21 protein-coding genes, 3 tRNA genes and 1 pseudogene are annotated in these 20,967 nt (G+C 65.3%); 10 read left to right on the plus strand and 15 right to left on the minus strand.

Annotated elements, in window-relative coordinates:
* Nucleotides 1-159: 159 nt before the first annotated feature.
* The 4 genes from rpmG to ACH35V_RS21120 form a co-directional block, all read right to left on the minus strand.
* Entirely contained in the window at nt 160-324 is a 165-nt protein-coding gene (rpmG, locus tag ACH35V_RS21105) for a 50S ribosomal protein L33 (RefSeq protein ID WP_026404241.1), read from the minus strand.
* Nucleotides 325-445: 121 nt separating this feature from the next.
* Nucleotides 446-519: transfer RNA gene (locus ACH35V_RS21110), tRNA-Met, on the minus strand.
* A gap of 326 nt (nt 520-845) precedes the next feature.
* A tRNA-Thr gene (locus tag ACH35V_RS21115) sits at nt 846-918 on the minus strand.
* A gap of 90 nt (nt 919-1,008) precedes the next feature.
* Entirely contained in the window at nt 1,009-2,136 is a 1,128-nt protein-coding gene (locus ACH35V_RS21120; protein ID WP_395974553.1) for an acyl-CoA dehydrogenase family protein, read from the minus strand.
* Between the two features lie 90 nt (nt 2,137-2,226).
* Between ACH35V_RS21120 and ACH35V_RS21125 the strand changes: the two genes are divergently transcribed.
* The gene (locus ACH35V_RS21125; RefSeq protein ID WP_395974555.1) at nt 2,227-3,258 is read left to right on the plus strand and encodes a hypothetical protein; all 1,032 of its coding nucleotides are present in this window, start codon (nt 2,227-2,229) and stop codon (nt 3,256-3,258) included.
* 14 nt (nt 3,259-3,272) lie between these two features.
* Here ACH35V_RS21125 and ACH35V_RS21130 read toward each other — a convergent pair whose 3' ends face one another.
* The 6 genes and pseudogenes from ACH35V_RS21130 to ACH35V_RS21155 all read right to left on the minus strand — a co-directional run.
* Nucleotides 3,273-3,995, minus strand: coding sequence for a hypothetical protein (locus ACH35V_RS21130; RefSeq protein WP_395974556.1), 723 nt, complete (start codon nt 3,993-3,995; stop codon nt 3,273-3,275).
* Between the two features lie 145 nt (nt 3,996-4,140).
* Nucleotides 4,141-5,382, minus strand: coding sequence for a serine hydrolase domain-containing protein (locus tag ACH35V_RS21135; RefSeq protein ID WP_395974557.1), 1,242 nt, complete (start codon nt 5,380-5,382; stop codon nt 4,141-4,143).
* Between the two features lie 128 nt (nt 5,383-5,510).
* A complete protein-coding gene (locus ACH35V_RS21140) occupies nt 5,511-6,107 on the minus strand; it encodes a hypothetical protein (protein WP_395974558.1) in 597 nt (198 codons plus the stop codon).
* The gene (locus tag ACH35V_RS21145; protein WP_395974756.1) at nt 6,101-6,238 is read right to left on the minus strand and encodes a hypothetical protein; all 138 of its coding nucleotides are present in this window, start codon (nt 6,236-6,238) and stop codon (nt 6,101-6,103) included. The genes ACH35V_RS21140 and ACH35V_RS21145 overlap by 7 nt, the downstream gene beginning before the upstream one ends.
* Nucleotides 6,239-6,355: 117 nt before the next feature.
* On the minus strand, nt 6,356-6,610 hold the full coding sequence (locus ACH35V_RS21150; RefSeq protein WP_395974757.1) for a hypothetical protein: 255 nt from the start codon (nt 6,608-6,610) through the stop codon (nt 6,356-6,358).
* A 94-nt stretch (nt 6,611-6,704) separates the two neighbouring features.
* Nucleotides 6,705-6,761, minus strand: a pseudogene (locus ACH35V_RS21155) (hypothetical protein); the annotation flags it as partial.
* A gap of 94 nt (nt 6,762-6,855) precedes the next feature.
* Between ACH35V_RS21155 and ACH35V_RS21160 the strand changes: the two are divergent.
* Entirely contained in the window at nt 6,856-7,134 is a 279-nt protein-coding gene (locus ACH35V_RS21160) for a hypothetical protein (protein ID WP_395974559.1), read from the plus strand.
* Between the two features lie 391 nt (nt 7,135-7,525).
* Here ACH35V_RS21160 and ACH35V_RS21165 read toward each other — a convergent pair.
* Nucleotides 7,526-7,614 (minus strand) — tRNA-OTHER (locus ACH35V_RS21165).
* 391 nt (nt 7,615-8,005) lie between these two features.
* Here ACH35V_RS21165 and ACH35V_RS21170 point away from each other — a divergent pair.
* The 4 genes from ACH35V_RS21170 to ACH35V_RS21185 are packed head-to-tail and all read left to right on the plus strand — an operon-like array spanning nt 8,006 to nt 14,252.
* On the plus strand, nt 8,006-9,976 hold the full coding sequence (locus ACH35V_RS21170) for a hypothetical protein (RefSeq protein ID WP_395974560.1): 1,971 nt from the start codon (nt 8,006-8,008) through the stop codon (nt 9,974-9,976).
* A 48-nt stretch (nt 9,977-10,024) separates the two neighbouring features.
* Entirely contained in the window at nt 10,025-11,359 is a 1,335-nt protein-coding gene (locus ACH35V_RS21175; RefSeq protein WP_395974561.1) for a hypothetical protein, read from the plus strand.
* Nucleotides 11,356-13,284, plus strand: a complete 1,929-nt coding sequence (locus ACH35V_RS21180) for an SNF2-related protein (protein ID WP_395974562.1) — start codon at nt 11,356-11,358, stop codon at nt 13,282-13,284. Before ACH35V_RS21175 ends, ACH35V_RS21180 begins: the two co-directional genes overlap by 4 nt.
* Entirely contained in the window at nt 13,281-14,252 is a 972-nt protein-coding gene (locus ACH35V_RS21185; protein ID WP_395974564.1) for a DUF3883 domain-containing protein, read from the plus strand. The genes ACH35V_RS21180 and ACH35V_RS21185 overlap by 4 nt, the downstream gene beginning before the upstream one ends.
* 361 nt (nt 14,253-14,613) lie before the next feature.
* Here the strand turns inward: ACH35V_RS21185 and ACH35V_RS21190 are convergent, their stop codons facing one another.
* Together ACH35V_RS21190 and ACH35V_RS21195 are read right to left on the minus strand one after the other, a co-directional pair.
* Entirely contained in the window at nt 14,614-15,777 is a 1,164-nt protein-coding gene (locus ACH35V_RS21190) for a hypothetical protein (protein WP_395974565.1), read from the minus strand.
* A complete protein-coding gene (locus ACH35V_RS21195; protein ID WP_395974566.1) occupies nt 15,764-16,846 on the minus strand; it encodes a hypothetical protein in 1,083 nt (360 codons plus the stop codon). The genes ACH35V_RS21190 and ACH35V_RS21195 overlap by 14 nt, the downstream gene beginning before the upstream one ends.
* Nucleotides 16,847-16,988: 142 nt before the next feature.
* Between ACH35V_RS21195 and ACH35V_RS21200 the strand changes: the two genes are divergently transcribed.
* Both ACH35V_RS21200 and ACH35V_RS21205 read left to right on the plus strand, forming a co-directional pair.
* Entirely contained in the window at nt 16,989-17,267 is a 279-nt protein-coding gene (locus ACH35V_RS21200; protein WP_395974568.1) for a hypothetical protein, read from the plus strand.
* Nucleotides 17,264-17,473 (plus strand): hypothetical protein, encoded by a 210-nt coding sequence (locus ACH35V_RS21205; RefSeq protein ID WP_395974570.1) that lies wholly within the window; start codon nt 17,264-17,266, stop codon nt 17,471-17,473. Before ACH35V_RS21200 ends, ACH35V_RS21205 begins: the two co-directional genes overlap by 4 nt.
* A 17-nt stretch (nt 17,474-17,490) precedes the next feature.
* Here the strand turns inward: ACH35V_RS21205 and ACH35V_RS21210 are convergent, their stop codons facing one another.
* Together ACH35V_RS21210 and ACH35V_RS21215 are read right to left on the minus strand one after the other, a co-directional pair.
* Nucleotides 17,491-17,652: a hypothetical protein gene (locus ACH35V_RS21210; RefSeq protein ID WP_395974571.1), complete on the minus strand. Its 162-nt coding sequence runs from the start codon at nt 17,650-17,652 to the stop codon at nt 17,491-17,493.
* A 1,091-nt stretch (nt 17,653-18,743) separates the two neighbouring features.
* A complete protein-coding gene (locus ACH35V_RS21215; RefSeq protein ID WP_395974572.1) occupies nt 18,744-19,124 on the minus strand; it encodes a GntR family transcriptional regulator in 381 nt (126 codons plus the stop codon).
* A 128-nt stretch (nt 19,125-19,252) separates the two neighbouring features.
* Here ACH35V_RS21215 and ACH35V_RS21220 point away from each other — a divergent pair, with 128 nt between their 5' ends.
* Nucleotides 19,253-19,603: a hypothetical protein gene (locus ACH35V_RS21220; protein ID WP_395974573.1), complete on the plus strand. Its 351-nt coding sequence runs from the start codon at nt 19,253-19,255 to the stop codon at nt 19,601-19,603.
* A 14-nt stretch (nt 19,604-19,617) separates the two neighbouring features.
* Entirely contained in the window at nt 19,618-20,958 is a 1,341-nt protein-coding gene (locus ACH35V_RS21225) for an FtsK/SpoIIIE domain-containing protein (protein ID WP_395974574.1), read from the plus strand.
* Nucleotides 20,959-20,967: the final 9 nt, after the last annotated feature.

The raw sequence follows: 20,967 nt of genomic DNA on the forward strand, positions 1-20,967 counted from the left end.
GGGTTCGCCGGTGCGGGCGGCGGACGGTGGGCCGGCGTGCGCCTCGGTGGGCGGGCGCGGCTCCGTCCGGGGCTCGGCTAGCGGGTTTCCCGGTGCGGACGGTGGGTCCTGGCCCCGTGCGAGAGCGCAGCGGGCAGTACTTCTCCGTCCGGGGGTCGGCTAGCGGGTTTCCCGGTGCGGACGGTGGGTCCGGCAGTTGGGGCAGTACTTCTTGATCTCGAGGCGGTCCGGGTCGTTGCGCCGGTTCTTCCGCGTGATGTAGTTGCGGTGCTTGCACTCCTGGCAGGCCAGCGTGATCTTCGGCCGGACGTCGGTGGCAGCCACGATGGAGTGCCTTTCTGAGCTGGGGACAAGGAACGTTCGGACGTCGGTCGCCCGGACGGGCGACCGGCGGTTGGACCCAGGCCCGCCCACCTCCGGTGCCGGAGATGAGAGACATGGGTAGTAGCGAGGGCCGGACTTGAACCGGCGACACAGCGATTATGAGCCGCTTGCTCTGCCTGACTGAGCTACCCCGCCGCGATGGTCGGTGTGGACCGGAATGCAAGGATACCGGATGCCCACCGAACCCCGGAAACACGAAAACCCGGTCGATGATCGGGAATCGGTTTCGAGGGCTCCCCCGGACCGTGTCCCAGGTTACCGGGTGTGCCGATGACCTGCGAAACGTCGGACTGGAACCGGTGGGACGGTACCACAGGCCCCTGTATGGAGCGAATCCGGGCCAGTCGGGCCGTCGGAACGACCGGACGCTTGGACGGCGAAGCGCCGGGCCGGGGAAGGTCGGGAAAGTCCTGGAACGACGAAGGCCGCCGTCCTGGTCGGATGGCGGCCGGAATGTCGTGAGCCCCTTTACGGAATCGAACCGTAGACCTTCTCCTTACCATGGAGACGCTCTGCCGACTGAGCTAAAGGGGCCTGCGCCGTTCGCGCAGTGAAACCATACACGGACTGAGCTGATGGTGCGAACCGGTTTGCGCCTCGTCCAGACCGCGTTGTCCGCGCTGATCAGCGCAGCAGGTCGCGGGCGATGACGAGCTGCTGGATCTGGCTCGTCCCCTCGTAGATGCGGAAGAGCCGGACGTCGCGGTAGAGGCGTTCGACGGCGACGCCCCGCATGTACCCCATGCCGCCGTAGACCTGGACGGCGCGGTCGGCGACGCGTCCGGCCATCTCGGAGCAGAAGTACTTGGCGCAGGACGGTCCGAGCTTGGCGTCCTCTCCGGCGTCGTAGGCGCGGGCGGCTTCGAGCACCATGGAGCGTCCGGCGTACAGCTCGGTCTGCGAGTCGGCGATGAGCCCTTGGACGAGCTGGTATTCGCCGATCGTCCGTCCGCCTTGGGTGCGTTCCTTGGCGTAGGCGACCGTCTCGTCCAGGATTCTCTGGGCGAGCCCCACGCAGACGGCGGCGATGCTGAGTCGTCCGTGGGCGAGGGACGCCATGGCAGTGCGGAACCCTGTCCCTTCCGTCCCGACCATGTTGCGGGCCGGGACGCGTACGCCGTCGAAGAAGACCTCAGCCGTGTGTGCGCCGCGCTGCCCCATCTTCTGGTCGGACGGGCCGACGGTCAGTCCGTCCGTGCCCTTCTCTATGAGGAACGTGGAGATGCCTCGGGAACCGGTGCCGCCCGTCCTGGCGAAGACCATGAAAACGTCGGCTTCGGGGGCGTTGGTGATGAACCGCTTGGCGCCGTTGACGACGTAGTCGTCGCCGTCGCGGGTCGCCGTGGTGGTGAGCGTGCTGGGGTCGGAGCCCGCCTCGGCCTCGGTGAGCGCGAAGGACCCGATGACTTGGCCGGACGCGAGTTTGGGCAGCCATTCGTCCTTCTGCGCGTCGGTGCCGGCGTTGACGAGGACCTGCCCGGCGATGCCGTTGCTGGTGCCGAACATGGAGCGGAACGCGGGGCTGGCGTAGCCGAGCTCGAAAACGAGCCGGACCTCTTCGCCGACCGAGAGCCCGAGCCCGCCGTACCGTTCCGGAAGCGCGTAGCCGAACAGGCCCATGTCCCTTGACGCGGCGCGCAGCGGCTCCGGGATCGCGTCGGTCTCCTCGATCTCGTCCTCGCGCGGGATCACCTGCTCGCGGACGAACTCGCGGACGACTCCGAGCACCTGGGCGAACTCCTGTGGCTGCATGGGCCCCATTCTAGAATCAGATTCCAGGATGCCGAGGGCCCGGCCCCCCGATTTACCGCCCACTCGTCCGCTATGCCAGGGTGATCAAGCATGGCTCTCCATCAGCTCGCAGACCAGATCGTCCGGGCGGCGGTCGCCGAGGACAGGTCCTTCGGCGACCTGCTGCCCCAGCTCATGGAGGCGACCCAGACCGCCTCCCCCGCCGAGATGACCGCCGCGATGCCGCGCATGGCCGACGGCATCGCGCAGGCCCCGCCGAACCTCGGCGGCTGGCTCGCCATCGTCACCGGCGCCTGGATCGAGAACGGCGCCGACGCCGGATCGCCCGCCGGGCGGGCCGTCGTCGAGCGGATCACCGAGGTCACCGCCGGAGCGCTGGCGTTCGCCAACGCCTGGGAGGAGGCCACCGGCGGCAAACCGCCCGACATGCAGGACGAACAGCCGTCCCAGCAGGCCGTCGACACGGTCGCGCCGAAGCTCGGGGAGGGCGCGGTCGCCGCGATGATGGCGTGGTTCGCGCTGCCGCAGTTCACGATGGCGGGGTGCACGGTGCTGCAGAACTCGTCGTCCGTCCGCGCGGGGCTGACCGACCGCGACTTCCGCGCGCTCACGGCAGGGCAGGCCGTCCAGTACCTCGGGCAGATGGACCACTACCACGCGCTGCTGCGCGTCCTGGACGGCGAGCGGCTGCTCATCCTGGACCGTGCCAGCCGCAAGGGCTGGACGGTCGCCATCGGCGGCATCGGGGACAACTTCCAGCTGCACGTCCTGCTCGCCGGCGCCCTCATCGGACGCCCGGACGGCCTGACCGGGAACCGTCCCGCCCCCGAGATCCTCGCCTGCTTCCTGAACGCCGACGTCCCGCCAGGGCCGCCCGTCGTCTCCAGCCCGTGGAACCTTGTCGACGCGCATGGCGAATGGGTCTGGAACGAGGGCGTGCCGGCCGACATCCCGGTCGTGAACGGCACTCGCGTGGTGGTGATCGACCCGCCGTCCTACGAACGGACGTTCCCGGCCGGACGCCGCTTCCCGATGATGCCCGCCACCATCCGCGTAGAAGCCGCGCACCAGCCCGAAGACCTCGGCAACTGGTGGCCCCACATCCAACCCGCGAAACGCTGACGGTCAGCTGACGGTCAGAAACGGACCAGGACGGCGGTGGCGTCGTCGTATCGCTTGCCTCGGGGGCCGTCCGCCGACGCCTCCGCCTCCCTGGTCCTCCTGACCAGCTCGCGCGGGCCTTCCTCGTCCAGGAGCCGGAGCAGGTCGTCCCACCCCATCTGCCCGAAACGCTCCACCAGCCTGGACGCGCCGTCGCTCAGCACCGCCGCCCGCCGCAGCCCCTCCATCGGCACCTCGCCGGTCAGACCCTCGTACGCGGCCTCCGGCTTCGTGCTGGCCACCCAGAACCCGCCCGGGCTGTTGCGGGACCTCCGGACGCCTTCGAGCGTGTAGCTGGGCAGATGATCGACGCGGTCGTCCCGGAAGACCCGGATCTCGCCGACGTCCATCACGATCGGCGAATCGGCCAGGACGAACCACTCCACCGCGTCGCCGCTGCGCCGCAGCAGCGACACCGTCGCGGACGGGCTGTCCGGATTCTGCAGATCGCACGTCCTCGTGTGCGCCTCGCCCGTCACCTTGATCGCCTCGGCCACCAGGTCCGGCAGCGGCTTGCCGTCCTCCAGGGCCAGCAGGGCCGCGATCCGTCCGCCCAGCCTGCGCACCAGCCACGCCGGGTCGTGCTCGCATCCGCTGTCCACCCCCGCGGGCGCCGTCGCCCCGTCCAGCAGCACGACCCACCCCGGGCCCGCCGCGACGAAGTCCTCGTTCTCCCGTCCCGGAGTCGCCTCACTCACATAACTCACCTGCACAGATGCAGGTCTACCCCGTGAACCGGGCCAACGGGGACAGGTAGACCAAACCCTCACCCCGCGTCCCGCCGACCTGCCCCGCTCCGGTATTGACCTGGCCCTCGCACACCTGCGGGGGGCGGGGCCGGGGTCACGGGGAGCGGGGCGTCTCGAGGACGGCCTTCCTCTCCTCGGCGATGATGGAGCCGACATCGAGGTCGTAGTTGCAGAGAATGACGCCGATCCAGCCGCTGTCGCGATAGATCGTCCAGTTGGTGTTGCCGCCGGCGATCCCGCCGCCGTGCCCGACGAGCCGCTGGTCGCCGGAAATGCTGGCGACCGGGCCGTATGCCGCGAATCCGGCCGTCGCGGCGTCGGAATCGTCCCGTGGCTTTCTCGGGAATTTCATGCCCATGAACAGTTCGGAGTAGGCGCGTCCGGCCAGCTTGCCGCTTTCCAGGGCAAATGAGAACCTGACCAGGTCGGACGCCGTCGAGAAGGCGCCGCCGCCACCCGAGCCGATGAAGGCGCGGGCCGCGTTGCTGCCATTTCCGCCGTTCAGGACCGCACCCGCGTCCAGATTCCGGACGCCGTCAACGCGCGATCCGTCGTTTTGGTAGATGTACGGGTGGGCGATCCGCTTATTGGTCAGCCAGTCCGGACGCGTGTAGTACGCGGTGCTGGTCATCTCCGCGGGAGCGAAGATATTGTCGGCGACGTACTTGTGGAACGACTTCTCCTTCGACACTGTCGCGACTAGTTCCCCAAGGATGGAGAAACCGACACTGCTGTAGGAATGTTGGGTTCCCGGAGTGAACATCGGCTTGGCTTTGCGGTGCCCTTCGCTGCGAAGCCGCATCTCCTCTTCGACGCTGTTGGTAACGCGATTGTCGCCCTCACCGGGAAGAATGTGGTTCACCAGGCCCGAGGTGTGGGTGAGGAGTTGGTGGACGGTGACGTGCTTGGCGACCTCGTCCGGGTATCCGTCCAGGTAGGTGCCCACTGGCTCGTGGAAGCTGACCCTGCCCTTCCGCGCGAGCTGGACGACCGCCAGTCCGGTGAACGTCTTGGCGGTCGAGGCGAGGTTGTAGATGGTGTCGACCCGGTTAGGGATCGACCGCTCCTTGTCGGCCATGCCATAAGCCCTGGCGAGTACAGGACGGCCACGATGGGCGAGCAGAACCGTCCCGGAAAACTCGTCCTGCTCAGCGAGCCGCTTCAGGAACCGATCGTAAGCACCCACCCCCGGCCCACCACGCGAAGTCCCCGCGGTCGCCTCCGCGATTTCCGAGGACGCCAGCACCCCACCCGTGGCGAGAGGCAAGGCGCCCAGGAGTCCAAGTGCGAAACGCCGTGAAGGCTGCGAATCGGATGACGGCCAGTGCCGAGCCATGCGCACACCTCTTCCCTTTCAGGGATGGAAGCAACAACACCCCATGCAACACACCGCCACGTTTCTTCACCGTTTCCAGGTGGAATCGCCCACCCAGAGGACGGACGACCACGATCGGCTCGCTCAGTTCAACGACCACACGGACGAGATCTGACGGCGTGGGACATGAAGGTCGAAGAAGGCCCGTACCGGACGCGCAGTTCGTCGTCCGACACCACATGCGGTCGGGTCACGGACGCCGCGATGATCGCCACGACAACCAGGATCGAATACACGTCGACCACCAGAACCACCGAACGCAACCCCGCGCTTGCGCCGGTCCCCCGCAACAGCAATTCGGCCACGGCGGTCTCCACGACCATCGCGAACAGAAACGCCAATTGGAAAGTGAGCTGCCCGCCCGAATACGACACGCTCACCGCGCCAGGCGGCACTCCGTGCCGGCGACCTACCACCAGCAACGCGACGCCGACCAGGCCCTTCAGGTCGAACGCCATGATCCGGCGGACCCGCTCCGAAAGGCGGCCCACCACCCGGCACCGTCCCGCCGCCGCTCCCCACCAGCCAGCAAGCGGCGACGACCTCCAGCACGATCCCCCCGCCACGAGGACCTCCCCGCCCAGCATCACGAGACGAGGCAGCGGCACACCCGAAACGAGCAACACCACGATGACAACCTCGGCCGGCACCACCCCGCCCAGGACGGCCCGCACGACCGTCAGCACGCCCTGTCCCGCAGCATTTTCAGGACCAGCCAGAAGACTTCGCCTTGCGCAGCGGACATCTCGTCCAGCCATTCACCGTCCGCGCCTTCCGCGACCACGAGGTCCGCCAGCGCTTCCGGCAGAAGAGTCACAACCTCTTCGGCAATCCCGGGAATTCTGGGGTCGTCGGTCGTCGGTCGTCGGTCGGCGCCTCAGCGATCTCGTCCAACCACCCCTAGATCCGTTCCGCCCGCGCCGCGGCTCCCGGCTCAGTAAGCGGACGCAGCATCGCTGCGGACCCGGGCCCGGCCGCAGTCTCGACGACGCCAGCATCCCCCGGTCAGCTTCCGCGAACCGCGAGTCGCTCGGCAGGCCGCGCAGAACGTCCGCCATTCCGGCGACACGACCGAATCGGCACCCAACCCCACGTCCGCCAGCAACGCCGCGAGCCGCGCCCTGCGCGCCCCGATGGCCTCCTGCTGCCTGGCCAGATCCGCGTCCCGCTCGGCCAGCACCTCGCGCAACTCCCGTCCTCGCTCGTCGGCGAGGACGTCCCCAGATCTCGTCCAGCGCGAGCCCCAGCTCCGCCAGCCTCCGCACCCGAGCAAGCACCACGCCGTCCCGCAGCCGGTACTCCCGGTACCCGTTCGCCAGCCGCTCGGGCTCAGGCAACAACCCCAGATGGTGGTAGTGCCGGGGTCAAATCCCCCGCGCAGCCCCTAGCCCCAGCAGGTGATGCTTTGTCGGTGGAGACTGGTCGAATGCGGGGATGAGCGAGTCTCCTCAGCTGGTCACGCAGCTGCTCAAGACGGTGGTCGCGTACACGAGGTTCTTCGAAGCCTGCGACGAGACGGTCTTGGACGACGACACGGCGCTCCAACAGCTGGAGTACGCCGCTTACCTTCTCAACCAGCTCTCCGACGCGGACAAGCTGCGGCTCACCGACGAGCTGGCGGCCCTGGCCGCGAGTGAGACAGATCCGACGGACCGAGAGTTCGTGGAAACGTTCGCCGTCCACATGGGTCTGGCGGACGCAGAGGACGACTGAGGCGGCGGCGCATACCCCGTGGCGGCCGGTCGGGATGGGGGCAGCGCGGGGTGTCTCCGGCTTTAGGTGGCTGAATGGGCGGGGCACAGTGCGGCCGTTCTGCTGCGCGTCTACGCGAAGTGCATCCTGGGCCAGCACGACCGGGCGAACCAGCGGATCGACGATGCGCTCGATGACTGATCCGACCTACGCTCTAGGGGCTTCGGTTTGCGCCGGAGCCCCTTCGCCGTTCCTGGCGCAACCTGCGGGAACACGCTCGGACCCATTCCGCGCATATTCCGGGACCGGTGACATCCGGCGGCGTTCGGTGGCATCTGGCTGCATGCGTCGGATCTTGGAACGTGAACAGCCTCCGACCGTTGGCACAGGTCAGAGGCTGTTTCTTGAGGGGTGGCGGGTCCAGGATTCGAACCTGGGTAGGCTAAGCCGACGGATTTACAGTCCGACCGCGGGACTCCCATGACCTGCACCAACGCCGTCCGGCGACCGAAACTTCGGCCCGTATTGGGCACAGCCGCTCCAGGATCGCGCTCACCGCTCCGGAGGGCTCACCCGCGCGAACGGCGCCCAAGGTGTGACAGACAGCTTCGCGCGGGTGTGTCCGCCGGCCCGCGGGGGGCTGGGGGCCGCGAGGCCCCCGCTTCACGCTCGCTGAGCCAACTCCGTCAAGACACTGCGGCACCTCTAGCCGAACCATCGACTCTGCTGTCAGCAACACGCGCCATAACGCCTGGCTCGCGCCGGTGTCATCGTCCGCCATGGCGTACGAGCTGCTGCGAACACGTCGCGGCACTCGAACAGGCCCCTCAGTTGCGGCTGCCCTGAGCGTTTCTGCACGGTTTCGATGGGGTTTACCACTAGACTGAGGCAGATGGAATCCCGCGCGAGTCACGCGAGTCAGGGGGCGCACGCGCGCCTGATCGAGGCGTGGTTTCCGTATATCGAGGTGAGTCGGTTCGTGGCCGCTGACCGGCGAGGCAGGGATCCTGTCTATGGCGTTCACAAGTGGTTCGCCCGGCGGCCACCTACGCTCGTGCGGGCACTCCTGCTCGCTTCACATTTTGGGCGCGATGTCGGGCAACAAACCTTCTGGGAAGGACATAGGAGCCCTGGGCATTGGCTGAACGATGCAGTCGTCTACGACCCATTTATGGGCGGCGGCACAAGCCTGGTCGAGTCGGCTCGAATGGGAGCCTCAGTTGCAGGGCGCGACGTCGATCCCCTCGCCGTAGCGATCGTCGGCTCTGAACTACATGGTCCGGTCGCTCAGTTCAAGTCAGAGGCCGAGGCTCTCATCGAGCGACTAAATGGAACGTTGGGCGGCGCGTTCGCTGGCCCAGACAAAGACTGGACTCCCCTCCACTGGTTCTGGCTCACTCGACCGGAGTGTGGCCGATGCGGCGAAGCGGGCCTCCTGTACAAAGACCTCATTATCGCAACCAGTTCCGGAAAGCCCGGCTCGGTTACTCGCGATGATGAAATGCATACGTTCTGCCCTGAGTGCCTCACGGTGCACGCAATGAAGCTCAACCGAAAAGAAGTACGGTGCTGCGGGCGGCGTCATCGAATCCACACGGGGACCTATAAGCGCGGGAAGTATTTCTGCCCGGGATGTGGCGAGTCATCCAGTTACGAGGACCTTGCCATCGCGCAGGCGGAGCGTGTCCTGGTCGCCGTAGAGGAGACGCGCACCGGCCACCATCGAAGAATAAGAAGTGCGCAACCTTTCGACCAGCAACTCGTGATCGATGCAGCGAAAACGGCACCCGCGGGGGCAGACTTCGACGTCGCTCTCGAAACGAAGCGCCGCGATCGGCGGCCAGTGAGCGTCGGCTTCTCGACGACCCGATCCTTGTTCACTTCGCGCCAGTGGGCAGTATTCGTGTATGCATTTTCAGACGTACGCAATGCAGATCACTCTGTTGAACTTGAACGTGACCTCACACTAATGCTGACAGGCGCTCTGTCATCCAACAATCTCCTGTGTGGCTATGCGCGCGACTGGGGCCGTTTGGCACCGCTGTTCAGCGTTCGAGGATTTTCAGTCCCCGCCCTTACTGTCGAACTCAACCCGTTCCATCCCACCTCAGGCCGAGGGACTTTCAAGAGTGCGTTGAATCGGATCTCTGAACGCGTCGACACGAGGGTGAGACGCGCCGCCACGGTCAATGGCAGAATTAAAAGGCATTGGCTTGACCTGCCAGTACAGGCGTCCTCGGTCGACGTGATGTGCAGATCAGCCGATGACCCGGCCGGCCAGGAGGGCTGCGATGCCACTGTGTGCGTCACAGACCCGCCATATTTTGACTACATCGCATATTCAGAACTTTCGGAGTTCTTCAGAGTATGGTTGCGCGCTCCGGAGCTCGCGGGCACCCCACTGCTGCCCGAGTCATCATCCCCGGTCGATACGTTCGCCACAGGGTTGGGCGGAGCTCTGAAGTCGACCTTGACACGATTGCGTCCGAACACCCCTCTGGTGTTCACATATCACTCTGCGAAGGCAGAAGCCTGGCAAGCCCTCGGTGAGGCGTTTGACATTGCGGACCTTTCGGTGGTGGCGCTTTGGCCGGTGCTAGCCGACCCCCACATGGGTCATCATGCGGCCGAGGGCAACTGCGAGTGGGATGTTGTCGTCGTTGCACGACACAAGGATGAAGTGACGGCTGTTTCAGCTGACGAGTTGGGCGACTGGCCTGCTAACTGGCTCGGCCACATCTCCAAGTCCGAGTTCCGCGTAGGCAAGGGTGACCTTGCTTCTTTCAAACATGCTTGGGCGATGGCTAAGCCCCGGATTGCGCTGGTTTCGGGACGTCACACCTCAGCCCGAAAACCCCAGTAACACGCGAATCACAAGCTACTGACCCACCGACCTTTCGGAGAGTTAGCTGTGACCCCTCAGGAACGAAAGAGCGATATCGCCGCACGGAAGCGGCAGGCGACAGGGGCCGGGAAGCAAGCTCAGCACAAGATCTGGGTACGCGACGCCTGGGCGTACTACGACGTTTGGGAGGTGCCGATTGAACGGCTGGTCCTCAACGTTGACAACAAGCGCTTTAGCTCAGAGCGCGAGCTCGTTGAGCATAAACTCGGACGCCCGCTTGATCCAGCGAATAATCAAGACGACGAGTCGAGTATCATCGCGATTCTTTGCGACTCGTCGCTTGACGTCGACTTCGAGAAGGGGATCGCGGTCGGAACTCCGTCCAAGGATTTCCTGGCACTGCGCCAGGACTGGCAGGCGCGAGGGCAGGCGGAACCGCTCTGGATCCGTCCAGACGGAACCGTCCGCAACGGAAATCGACGGCTCGCGATGCTCAAGCGACAGCGGAGTGATGGAGCCGACCTCAACTGGGTAGACGCCATCATTCTCTCGACGGATGACGTCGATGAAAGCGAACTGTTCCGGATGGAGCAGCGGGAGCAGCTAACTGAGAACTTCAAGAAGCGGTACCAGGACGTAAACGCCCTGTTGGCTCTCAAAGACGCCGCCAATCTGGAGAACATCGACTGGGACGATGCTGACTCCATCGCCGCCGTCGCGAGCCGTCTCAAGCACTATGCAGGTCGGGACGATGCCAGCTACGCCTCAAAGCAGCTCTACGCCATCCGAGCTCTCGACAACTACCTAAGTTACATCAACGCCCCGGGGCGGTACTCGCTCGCTGCCAGGCAAGTAGAGGTGTTTCGTGAGGTCGGCCTATGTCTGTCGGCTTACGAAGACGAGCCTGACCAGCAGTTCGAACTGCTCCAGGCCGCATATGCCTCAGTGCAAGCGGGGTGCAGGTATCGCGAGATTCGTCAACTTCGGAAGCTGTTCGGTTCAGATCGCACTCAGTTCGATGCCATGATGCAGCGAATCCTGAAGGTCGAGGAAGAATCGGGATGGGATCCTGAAGTCGCTCAGCCGGAAGTGGACTACCCCGAATTGAGCGACGCGACCGCACCCGATTCGGATGAATCTGAGGAAGATGACCTCAGTGGCGTTATCGGTCCTGAGGACTATCCCAAGCGTGAGGTCGGAGAAGTCATCGCGGGAACGCTCGACCGATTTGCCGCTTCGAGTCTCGACGTGAAGCGACAACTCGATCAGGCTCACGCACGCCTTGATGCAGTCGATTTGTCGGCCCTCATCCAGTTGCAGGATGACGCACGTGACGCTGCGAGGAACGTAGTGCGCGACATCCAGACCTGGGCAGGTCAAGCGCTCGAAGCACTCGGATGAGCGACGACAGTCCTGTCGGACGCCTCCGCGTTGACGGAGAGGCCCTCTTCGTCGAGGGACTCAAGTCGACACGCCCGCTCCGATTGTTCCTCGAGGGCATACTCGGCGGTCAGCGAATAGGCGATACATGGCGTTTGAAACCGAAGGCACGAACACTCGAAGAGCTCTGCATCCAAGTCAACCGGTGGCTGGTTTCGCACGGCTACAGTCCTGAGCTAATTGGAGCCGTGGACGTTTCGGTTGAGCGTGATCTGGAGAGACAAAAAAGCTTCAGCCGGGCACGGGAAGCAGCTCAGCGCTACAGGGATGGATCATCCGAGATCTCACGCGATCAGTTCGAGCTGTTGCTGGAGCAAGCAGGCTGGAATCGGGCCAGTCGAGAGCTGCGTGAGCATCAGATACATGCGGCTATTCATGCGCTCACCGCCGCGAATGCCGCGAACTTCAGCGTGCCGGGTGCCGGCAAGACAGCCACCACTCTCGCAGTAGCTGCCGCGCATAACGCGGCTTCCATGATCGACGTAGTAGTCGTCGTTGGACCACTTTCTAGCTTTCAACCCTGGGAGACCGAGACCTCCATCTGCCTCCCTAGTTGGCGCACGCAAAGACTCGCCGCCACGGCAACTGAGCGTCGTAGAGTGATCCGCACAGTTGGACCTCGCACCGTTCTGTTGACAAGCTACCCAGGCGCTGTGTCCGACAATGCAGCCTTGAAAGAATTGTGCAGAAGATCGCGTGTCATGTTGGTCGCTGATGAGTCCCACCGCATCAAGCGCTTCAACGGCGGTCAATGGGCACCGGCCGTCATTGACATCGCATCACTTGCCAGCGTTCGGATGGTGTTGTCGGGCACGCCAATGCCTCAATCTGGACTGGACCTATTCTCGCAACTCAGCATTATGTGGCCAGGCAAGGAGCTCACCGGCCCAAAGGCACAGTTCAAGCCGCGCGTCGAGCGCCAGTTCCCGCAGGTAATTGCATCTGTACTACCGTTCGTTACCCGTACCTCAAAGGCGGAACTCGGGTTGCAGCCGCCCGAGATTGTACACTCTGACGTTGAACTGTCGTCTGAGGAGGCCGAGGTCTATGACCTACTCCGAAACCACCTTCGGCGCGCACTCCAGACCGCGAATCCGTCAGAGGCGGATCGGCTGGCCATCCTCCGCAGGGGACGCCATATGCGGCTTTTGCAAGCTGCCTCCAATGTTGCGGTACTAAACGAGGGTCACTACTCGCGGGCTTCCGAAGGCGCAACACCAACTCTTCTGGCACGTATAGCTGACTTCAGTCCAATCGCGACCCCCCCGGCAAAGTTTCTAGCCGCGGGCCAGATTATTCGTGATCTCAAGGCGGACGAGAAGTGTGTCGTCTGGAGCAATTTCATTCGAAATCTCGACCAGTTCGCAAGCTTTGCTCGAGATGTGCTAGACATCCCTGTGTTTCAGGTCGACGGTCGTGTGGCGGCACAGTCACAGGACATCTCATCAGTGAACGAACTTTCCGATGATGATGAATCCCGGGAGGCTGTCATCGCACGCTTCCTTGGACATCAAGGAAAGGCGATCTTAGTGACGAATCCAGCCTCTTGTTCCGAGTCGATCAGCCTTCACCGGTCTTGCCGAAACGCTATTTACCTCGACCGTACTTACGATTGTGCGCAGTGGCTCCAGTCGATTGACCGCATCCACCGCCTCGGTCTACCACCCGATGCCGAGGTTCGGGTGCATGTCCTCCACGCCACCGTCGACGGACAGCCCACTGCAGACGAGTTGGTACATCGGTCCCTCATCGCCAAGGAATCCACTATGCTCCAACTTCTTCAAGGGGCCACGCTCGCGCCAATCGAGGACGGACCCGACGCCGCAGAGGGGACGATCGACGACCTGCGAGCGCTCATCGCCTATCTTCTGGGTCGCGATGAATGAGCGACAACAGCGAGATCATCCTGTCTTCCCATCACTTCACTGAAGTATTTGTTGAGCACCTCATCACCTGCATGTCGGTGATTCCCAGCCACCAGGCTGGCGGCGTTGAGGCCAATAGTGCGCTAACGCTACTCCAAGCTCGGGTTGGAGTTGCCCGACGGCCCAACCAAAATCTCCTCACATGCCTTCTCCGATTGAACCTTGTTACTGATATTGAGGGGATGATAGGGCGATCACCCCGCGGAGATCGCCTGCGTCGGAATCTTCGGAACTACGGACATCATGCCGTCGTACCTGTGATCATGCAGTCTGGCTTTATGGCGGACCAGATTCGTACGTTGCGGGCTACTCTCCGTCGAGATTCCGACGGCTATCGCTGTGGTCGCGCTGTCGCCCAGTCAGCGGCCCCCCAGTTAGTTGGTCTGCTTTCACGCATGCCGGATGTAACAGTCGCCGGCCAGCTTCTTATTGGACCCGAAACAGGGCTTGAGCTCGATTCCGTTTGGAACGAGTTGCCGCCCGATAGCCGATCCGCCTGGGAGCACATCGAGAAGCGTCGGAAAGCAATCGGAGATCGCGCCGAGCAGTATTCCGTTCAACTCGAACGCTCTGCGCATGTCGGAGCCATTGGCCAGATTACCTGGGTGAGTCGGGATGACGACTCCTTTGGATACGACATCGAAGTTTCAGCGGCCACGACGCGACGCATCGAAGTCAAGGGTTCTGCCGGTCGCGACATCCAGTTCTTCCTTTCGGCCAACGAGTATCGGGTGGCTCTGCGCCACGGCTCCAGCTACGAAATTCACTTCTGGGGAGAGATCGATCTACGTCGGGATCCTCGGGATGACTACGAGCGTCTTAGAGCCGCTGGCTACCCCATTCGCGTAATTGACCCAACTGTAGTCCTCGCAACGTCGCCATGGACTATTGAACCTGCCCAATACAGGGTGACTCGGCCGCGGAAGTAATTGCGTCGCGCCCCCGTGGACTGGTGCAAGGCTTTACTGGCTGATAATTCACCTCGGCTACCGTCGCGATCACCGTGGCGGTGTGTTTTGTTGTCGTTCTGGCCCTCTGAGGGGCGATGTCTCCGCCGCCTTGTCATGGCATGGCCTACCTGCCTCCCATTCATCCCAGCAGGGAGGCCTAGGCGGATTGTGCTAGTTCGTCGTCATCAACCTCCGCGCAGGCCGGTCGGCCCGGGGCGGGTCGGCCCGGAGAGGCCGCATGCCCGGCCCGGACCGACCGGCGGCGGCCGCGTAGCGGGCGCCCTTGAAGACGTAGAGAAAGTTCTCATCCGGTGGGCAGGCGGTCCGCTGACCCTAGGTTTTATGGGTCTTGGCCGCCGATGATCGGGCCTTCCGGCCAGAGGGCCGTGAGGTCGGTTGGGGTTAGCGGGTCTTGGTAGGCGGCCTGTAGGACGGTCGCTCTGGTGGCCTGGTCGGTGTCGGCGAGGTTGGCGAACCAGTCGATTCCGGCGGGGTAGGCCCATAGGTAGGAGCGGAGTTGGGGGTTGGCTCCGCGGTCGGTGAGGACGTCGGAGATACCGGCGTCTGAGGCCCAGGGCATGCGGTAGCGGGCGTGGTCGGCTAGTTCGGCGATGCTCGCGCCCTGGTTGAGGGCTTTGTGCAACTCGGCGCGGACGAGTTGGTTGTAGTGATCGAAGCGGACGCGGGTGATGAGTAGCTCGTCGTCCGGGGTGAGGAAGAGAGGGAGCGCTTGGGCGAGTCCTTCTAGGAGGACCTGTTGGGGGGCGTGCACGGAGGAGAGGCGGACCCAGGGGACGTCTTCGGCGGCGGCTCTCGCTGACCAGCTCGCGCCCTGGAGGCCGTGGCCAAGTACCTCGTGCAGGGCGAACTGGCGGGCGGCGACCTTGGTGAAGCTGGCGTGGCGGAGGTTGAGGCGTAGGCGGACCTTGTCGCCGGCGCCGTCTAGCCAGTACGCCCAGTAGGCGTCTACATCGGCTGTCTCGATGGTGAGGGTGAATGGGGCGCTGCTGCCGGTGGCCTGGCGTACGGCGTCCTCGTAGTCGGTGGCGGCCTGGCGGATGGCGTCGGGTGCCTCGTCGGTCTCGATCGGGCCTTCGGTGCCGTGCAGGTCTCGGGCGGTGTCGGGGCCCCACTGGATGCCCAGGGCGGCCAGTGCTTGGCGGGCTTGGTCGCCGCGGTGGGTGATGTAGCCGTCCTGCCATCCGGCGGCGGTGCATCCCTGGGTTGCCTGGACGTAGTCGTTCAGGGGGCGGTGTTCGCCCAGCAAGGCGCCGAGGTAGGCCAGATCTGCGGTGAGGCGGGTGGTGAGATGGTCGGCTCCGGCTTCTGCGGCGCGGGTCCGAAGGTCGGTGAGGCGCTGGTGAACGTCCAGGCGGCTGGTGGCGGGCTCGGTGTGCGCGGTCGTGGGGGCGCAATCGAAGTCGATGACGGCGGGTGTGCCGCGGGCCGTTTCGTAGGCGTGCCAGGCTCGTAGGGTCGTTTCGATCTCGTCACGCAGGTTCACGGATCGGCTCCCAGCGCAGCGTCACGGCTTGGTTCGGGCGCAGATGGTCACGGGTCAGAGACATGACGGCGTCGCGGCCGTCGATGTCCCAAACGAGGCTATCTGTGGCGGAGTTCTCCGAACCGTCCGGGTGTTCCTCGCTGGCCGTGCAACCGCCCAGGTCGACGTGCCGCTGCCGAACGTTGATCTCGTAGCGGCGGCAGTAGCGGGGCATCGATTCGCGCCAGTAGTGATTCAGGTCGAATTTCCCGCCCTCGCAGACGTAGCCGACACGTGCCCACTCCCCCGGCCGGAGTGGAGGCGAGATCTGAAACGCGAACTTGGCGAGGTTGGTGGTGTCGTGGATGCGTTGGATGGCGATGCGTCGGTCGATGTCGGGGATGGGTTTGATGATCAGGGGGCCGGTGGTGTGCTCGAACCACACTTCGCGGGACATGCGGGCCTGCGGCTTGTCGCCCAGGTTCAGCATGTCGAAGCGGTATTCGAGGAGTGCGGCTCCGTCCTCCGCTATCTCCAAGGTGACGGTCTTGGCCAGCTCGACGACGTGACCGGAGAGGCCGGCAAGCTCGGTGATCTCGGCGTCATTGAGTCGGCGTTCGCGTTGGAGCTGCAGGAGCCTGCGGCCGATGTCCTGGGTGCGGTCGCTCGGGGCCCTTCTCGGTGCGGAAAGTCTGGCCCTGGCTGCGGGCATGGCGCGGGTGGTGGCTCCCCAGTTGATCTCGCCGGTCTCGGGAGAGTCGACCTGGAGCTCGATCGTCGCCAGTAGTTCGGCCACGTCTGCGGACACGGGCTCGTCCGGGTTGCTCTGCGGCTGGTTGGACTCGTTGGGCGGGCAGGGCTCGAAGAGCTGTTCCGCCGTCCAGCCGGGAAGCATCTTCTCCAGGACGCGGCAGTGATGCGGGTATGGGAGGCCTTTGAGTTCGCCGCTCAACCACCGATGGAACTGGGCCCGGCTCGGCCACGTGCCGACGAGGTCCCGGTCAATGCCTTTTGCCGCTTTGTCGTATTCGACGCAAAAGGTCTGGTGTGTCTGCCAGTGCTTCTCGCGTAGTAGCACCTTGAGGCGCACGGGGGGATTCGCCATCACCAACCTTCCGACGGCAGGAACGTAACACAGACGAGCACCAGACGAGACAGGACGAGAGGGATGCGTCCTGGATGCGATCCAGGCGGTAATGCGACGTGACGTGTCTCCCGGCCACCTTTGGAGTGTGAACACCGACACCACTCCCGAAGTCGAGTTGCTGGCGGGACTGCGCGCAGAGCTGACCGAATACGAGGTTCGGTCCGAGGTCCGTGAGGACGTCGCCGGGCTGGCCGTGTTCACCAACGTGCGCGGTGTCTTCGTCTGGGTCTTCGTCGCCTACTCGGGGCGGTACTTCTCCTGGGATCGGGCCGAGTGTCAGCACCCGGTCAACGACATCTCCGGCGCGGCACGGAGGCTCGCCGAACAGGTCCGTCCGGGTGGGGACGGGGTGGTGACGCCGTGAACGAGCACAACGGGGTAGCCGCGTCGATGCTGATTCAGCGGCTCGGGGACGGGCTCAAGGCCGACTTTCCCGGCTGGCTGATCTCGCGTGAAGAGTCCGGCCGGTGGGTGGCCGACCGTCCGGGCTGGGGCGTCCTGTACGGCCAGAGCGCGGCCGAGTTGCGTCGGCGGCTCTACCGGTTCACATCTCGGGGAGACGTGCGATGACCAGTGATCACCGGGCCTCAATCGCTCGCATTTCTCGGGCGCGGAATTCGATGACCAGGAAGAAGGCGGTCGGGCTGACTGAGGAAGAGCGTCAGATCCTTCTCGCGGAACTCGCCGAGATCACGGCGGAACTCGATGATCTCAACGCGCGGACACAGCAGATCGCGGCTCGGGTTCACGGGACCAAATCAATCCCTTCGCCTCGCGAGACAGACGCGGCATAAGGCGAGTGACCTCGAATGGGGAACCCTGCGATGGAAATGCGTGCGCGGACTGATGACCCGGTGCTCTGTCGGCTCCGGGACGAGTTCACCGGTCACCGGATCTGGCGGGCTCGGCGCGGGGACGGTCGTCCCGGCGACTGGGTTGCGACGTTGCATGACCCGGCCGCTGGCGTTGAGCCAACGGTGATCCGGTCGGACTCGGCGGAGTTGCGTGAGGCGCTTGTCCTGGAGCGGCAGCGTGCCGGGCGTCCGGTCATGAAAAGGGCCTGGTGATGGTGGCGTGAATTCCGCGCCATCACCGAATGGGGCCGTCTCTTGGGAGGGAACGGCCCCGGGGGAGGTTGAGACGGCGCGGTGGGTGCCTAGCCCCCTGGATGCACCCGCCGCGCCGCCTCGACCGTTCACCGCTCGGCGCCTGCTGAACCGGCTCGGTCGGGCGGTACGGCGCGCCGGATGGACGGCGGAACCGCGATACGGCGACACGCCGCTGATGCTGCGGGTTTACCGGCCGGACACGCCTTGCATCGGGGACAGCATCACTGTTGTCCGTTGTGATGGTGGGTGGTGGTACCGGTCGAGTACCGGGGAGCTGCTTGCGCCGTGTTCGCGGGTGAATCTGGCTGCGTCGAAGGTGGCGGCTGGGCTGCTGCCGTGGGTGTTGGCCGCTGGTTCGTCCGGGCGGACGGAACGGGCTGATGGACGACGGCGCCGTCCTGCATGAGCTAGCCGCGCGTTTCGGGGCTTCATGCTGATTCCGGCAGTGCACCCGGCCCCACTTGGTGCTGGTGCCCTGCGGCGGTGGGTGGCGCCTTGTGGAGGCGGCGTCGGTTCGAGAGCTGGCCATGGTCATCACGCCCCCCGACGGGTGGCCATGGCCTTGATGACCGCGTGGCAGGGAAGTCGGTGGGTTGTGGGCATCCCCTGCCGCCCCTGCCACGCGGTCATCGTCCATAAGGAGTTGAGCCCCTCGCGGAGTACGCGGGGGGGCTGGCCTGGACAACGGACGGGGTGTCCGGGGGAATGAGCTGGTTGGCGCGCTGCCCTGGTTAAAGATCCTTCGTTCGCTCGTCTAGATCGTCGAGCCTGGCACCCAGACGACGGAGCTGTCCTCGGATGTCCTGGAGCTGGCCGAACAGGAGTCGGAATTCCTCACTGCGCTCTGGCGGCGCCTCGCCGGCGTCCTGCGTGTCCGGGGTCGCGATGACGGTTGCACCCCTGGCTCCCTGCCGGGTGGTGACCAAGCCCTCCTCGCGCAACACGGCGATGGCGTTGCTGACCGTCATGCCCGACACTCCGTACTGATCCGCCAGTTTGGCGCCCGGCGGCAAAGTATCCCCCACCGCGTAGACACCGGACCCGATGTCACGGCGCAGGTCGTCAGCAATGCGCACGTACGGCTTGCGTCGGTCTACCGGGCCTTTCGCCATGTCAGGCAGTGTACGCCTCCGCCTAGGTTTCTAGGTACCTGCGAAAAATATCGGTCCGGCGCTTGACCTAGTAACTTCCCTAGGTATCTTTGTATCTAGGTAAGTCACTTCGAGCCCTGGAGGGGTTCATGCGCAACATCCCGGTGGACGTGTCGGCGTTGACGTTCGTGTGCGTGTCCGCGCCGCGTCCCAAGGTCATCAACCAGGACACGGGGGAGGTGAAGGTGGACCGCAACGGGCAGACCGTGTTCACGGTCGGGCTGTCGGCGGCCGACGCCACGGGGCGGGTGGAGCTGCTCAACGTCGCGGTGGTCGGCGACCAGTCGGTGACGATCGGCGAGGTCGTGACCCCGGGCGGTCTGGTCGCGTTCCCCTGGGAGGCCGTCTTGGGCGGCGAGAAGCGGTGGGGCGTGGCCTACCGCGCCGACCGGATCGGCCCGGTCTCGGCGACCGGTCCCGCGTCTGCGGACGTGGCCTGAGCGGCGGCCTGGTCATGACTGATCTCGTCCTGGTGCTCGGAGTCCTGGCCGCTTCGGCGGTCGGGCTCTGGGCCTGGCGCCGGTGGCGCCCGGTCTCGTTCTGGTACGGCGTGGGCTTCCCGGCTCGGGCGGTGCTGGTGTATCTGACCTGGCATCATGTCGCCTCGGGCTGCCGCCTGACGCGCAACCGGCGGCGGTTGCGGTTCACCCTGGACGCCGTCCCGGTGGTCGGGTCCGCGTCCCGGTCGGCCGCGACCGTCGTCGAGCAGAAACGGCGGGTGCGGCGGGTCGACGTCGAGCGCGCTCCGCGGCTGGGGGTGCTGCGGCCGACCCGCCTCGGTTGGCGGATGCGGCTGCGGCTGCACGACGGGCAGGTCCCGGCCGATTATGAGAAAGCGGCCGAAGGGATCGCGCACGCCTGGCGGGTGCACTCGGTGCGCGTGGTCGACGTCCGGCCGGGGTTCGTCACCCTGTGGGCCACCCTGCGTGACCCGCTGGTGGACGTGGTCGCCGAGCCCGAGACCGGGGAGCTGCTGCGGGTGCGGCCCGGCAAGCTGGAGAACGGCCGCGACTGGGTGATCGACTTCCGCACGGTGCCGCACTGGATCAACGCGGGCGCGACGCAATCGGGCAAGTCCAACCTGGCCAACGCCCTGATCAAGGGGCTGGCTCCGCAACCGGTCGCGCTCGTCGGGTTCGACCTCAAGGGCGGGGTGGAGTTCACGCCCTATGCGCCCCGGTTGTCGGCGCTGGCCACCACCCGCCAAGAGTCGGTTGACCTGCTGGCCGATCTGGTCGGCGAGGTCGAGACCCGCATGGCGCTGTGCCGCGCGCACGGTGCCCGCAACGTGTGGACGCTGCCTGAGTCTCGGCGGCCGGTGCCGGTCGTGGTGCTGGTGGACGAGGTCGCCGAACTGTTCCTGATGGCCGACAAATCCGAGAAAGACCAAATCGCGCGGACGGCCACCGCGTTGTTGCGGCTCGCCCAGCTCGGCCGTGCGTTCGCGGTCTACCTGGTGGTCTGCGGCCAGCGCATTGGCTCCGACCTGGGCCCCGGTGTGACGGCGCTGCGGGCGCAGTTGTCAGGGCGGGTGTGCCACCGGGTCAACGACCCGGAGACGGCGAACATGACGCTCGGCGACCTCGACCCGGCCGCCGAGGACGCCGCCCGCGCGATCCCGGCCGAGACTCCGGGGGTGTGCGTGGTCGCCGATCAAGACGGCTCCTGGCACCGGGCCCGGTCGGTCTACGTCCCCGAATCCACCGCCGAGCAAGCCGCCCACGACTACGCCCATCTGACCCCGGACTGGGACGCGCTGATCGGCTCGGTCCCGACCGCTCGCCCGGCCGCCTAACCGGGTCCC

The organism is Actinomadura sp. 1N219 (assembly GCF_044326405.1).
Lineage (GTDB): Bacteria > Actinomycetota > Actinomycetes > Streptosporangiales > Streptosporangiaceae > Spirillospora.

Bases quoted from the DNA above. Each gene is read 5' to 3' on its own strand.
- ACH35V_RS21225 (WP_395974574.1), top strand. From the start codon at position 19,618: ATGACTGATCTCGTCCTGGTGCTCGGAGTCCTGGCCGCTTCGGCGGTC.
- ACH35V_RS21215 (WP_395974572.1), bottom strand. From the start codon at position 19,124: ATGGCGAAAGGCCCGGTAGACCGACGCAAGCCGTACGTGCGCATTGCT.
- ACH35V_RS21180 (WP_395974562.1), top strand. From the start codon at position 11,356: ATGAGCGACGACAGTCCTGTCGGACGCCTCCGCGTTGACGGAGAGGCC.
- ACH35V_RS21160 (WP_395974559.1), top strand. From the start codon at position 6,856: ATGAGCGAGTCTCCTCAGCTGGTCACGCAGCTGCTCAAGACGGTGGTC.
- ACH35V_RS21125 (WP_395974555.1), top strand. From the start codon at position 2,227: ATGGCTCTCCATCAGCTCGCAGACCAGATCGTCCGGGCGGCGGTCGCC.
- ACH35V_RS21220 (WP_395974573.1), top strand. From the start codon at position 19,253: ATGCGCAACATCCCGGTGGACGTGTCGGCGTTGACGTTCGTGTGCGTG.
- ACH35V_RS21135 (WP_395974557.1), bottom strand. From the start codon at position 5,382: ATGGCTCGGCACTGGCCGTCATCCGATTCGCAGCCTTCACGGCGTTTC.
- ACH35V_RS21120 (WP_395974553.1), bottom strand. From the start codon at position 2,136: ATGCAGCCACAGGAGTTCGCCCAGGTGCTCGGAGTCGTCCGCGAGTTC.
- ACH35V_RS21185 (WP_395974564.1), top strand. From the start codon at position 13,281: ATGAGCGACAACAGCGAGATCATCCTGTCTTCCCATCACTTCACTGAA.
- ACH35V_RS21170 (WP_395974560.1), top strand. From the start codon at position 8,006: ATGGAATCCCGCGCGAGTCACGCGAGTCAGGGGGCGCACGCGCGCCTG.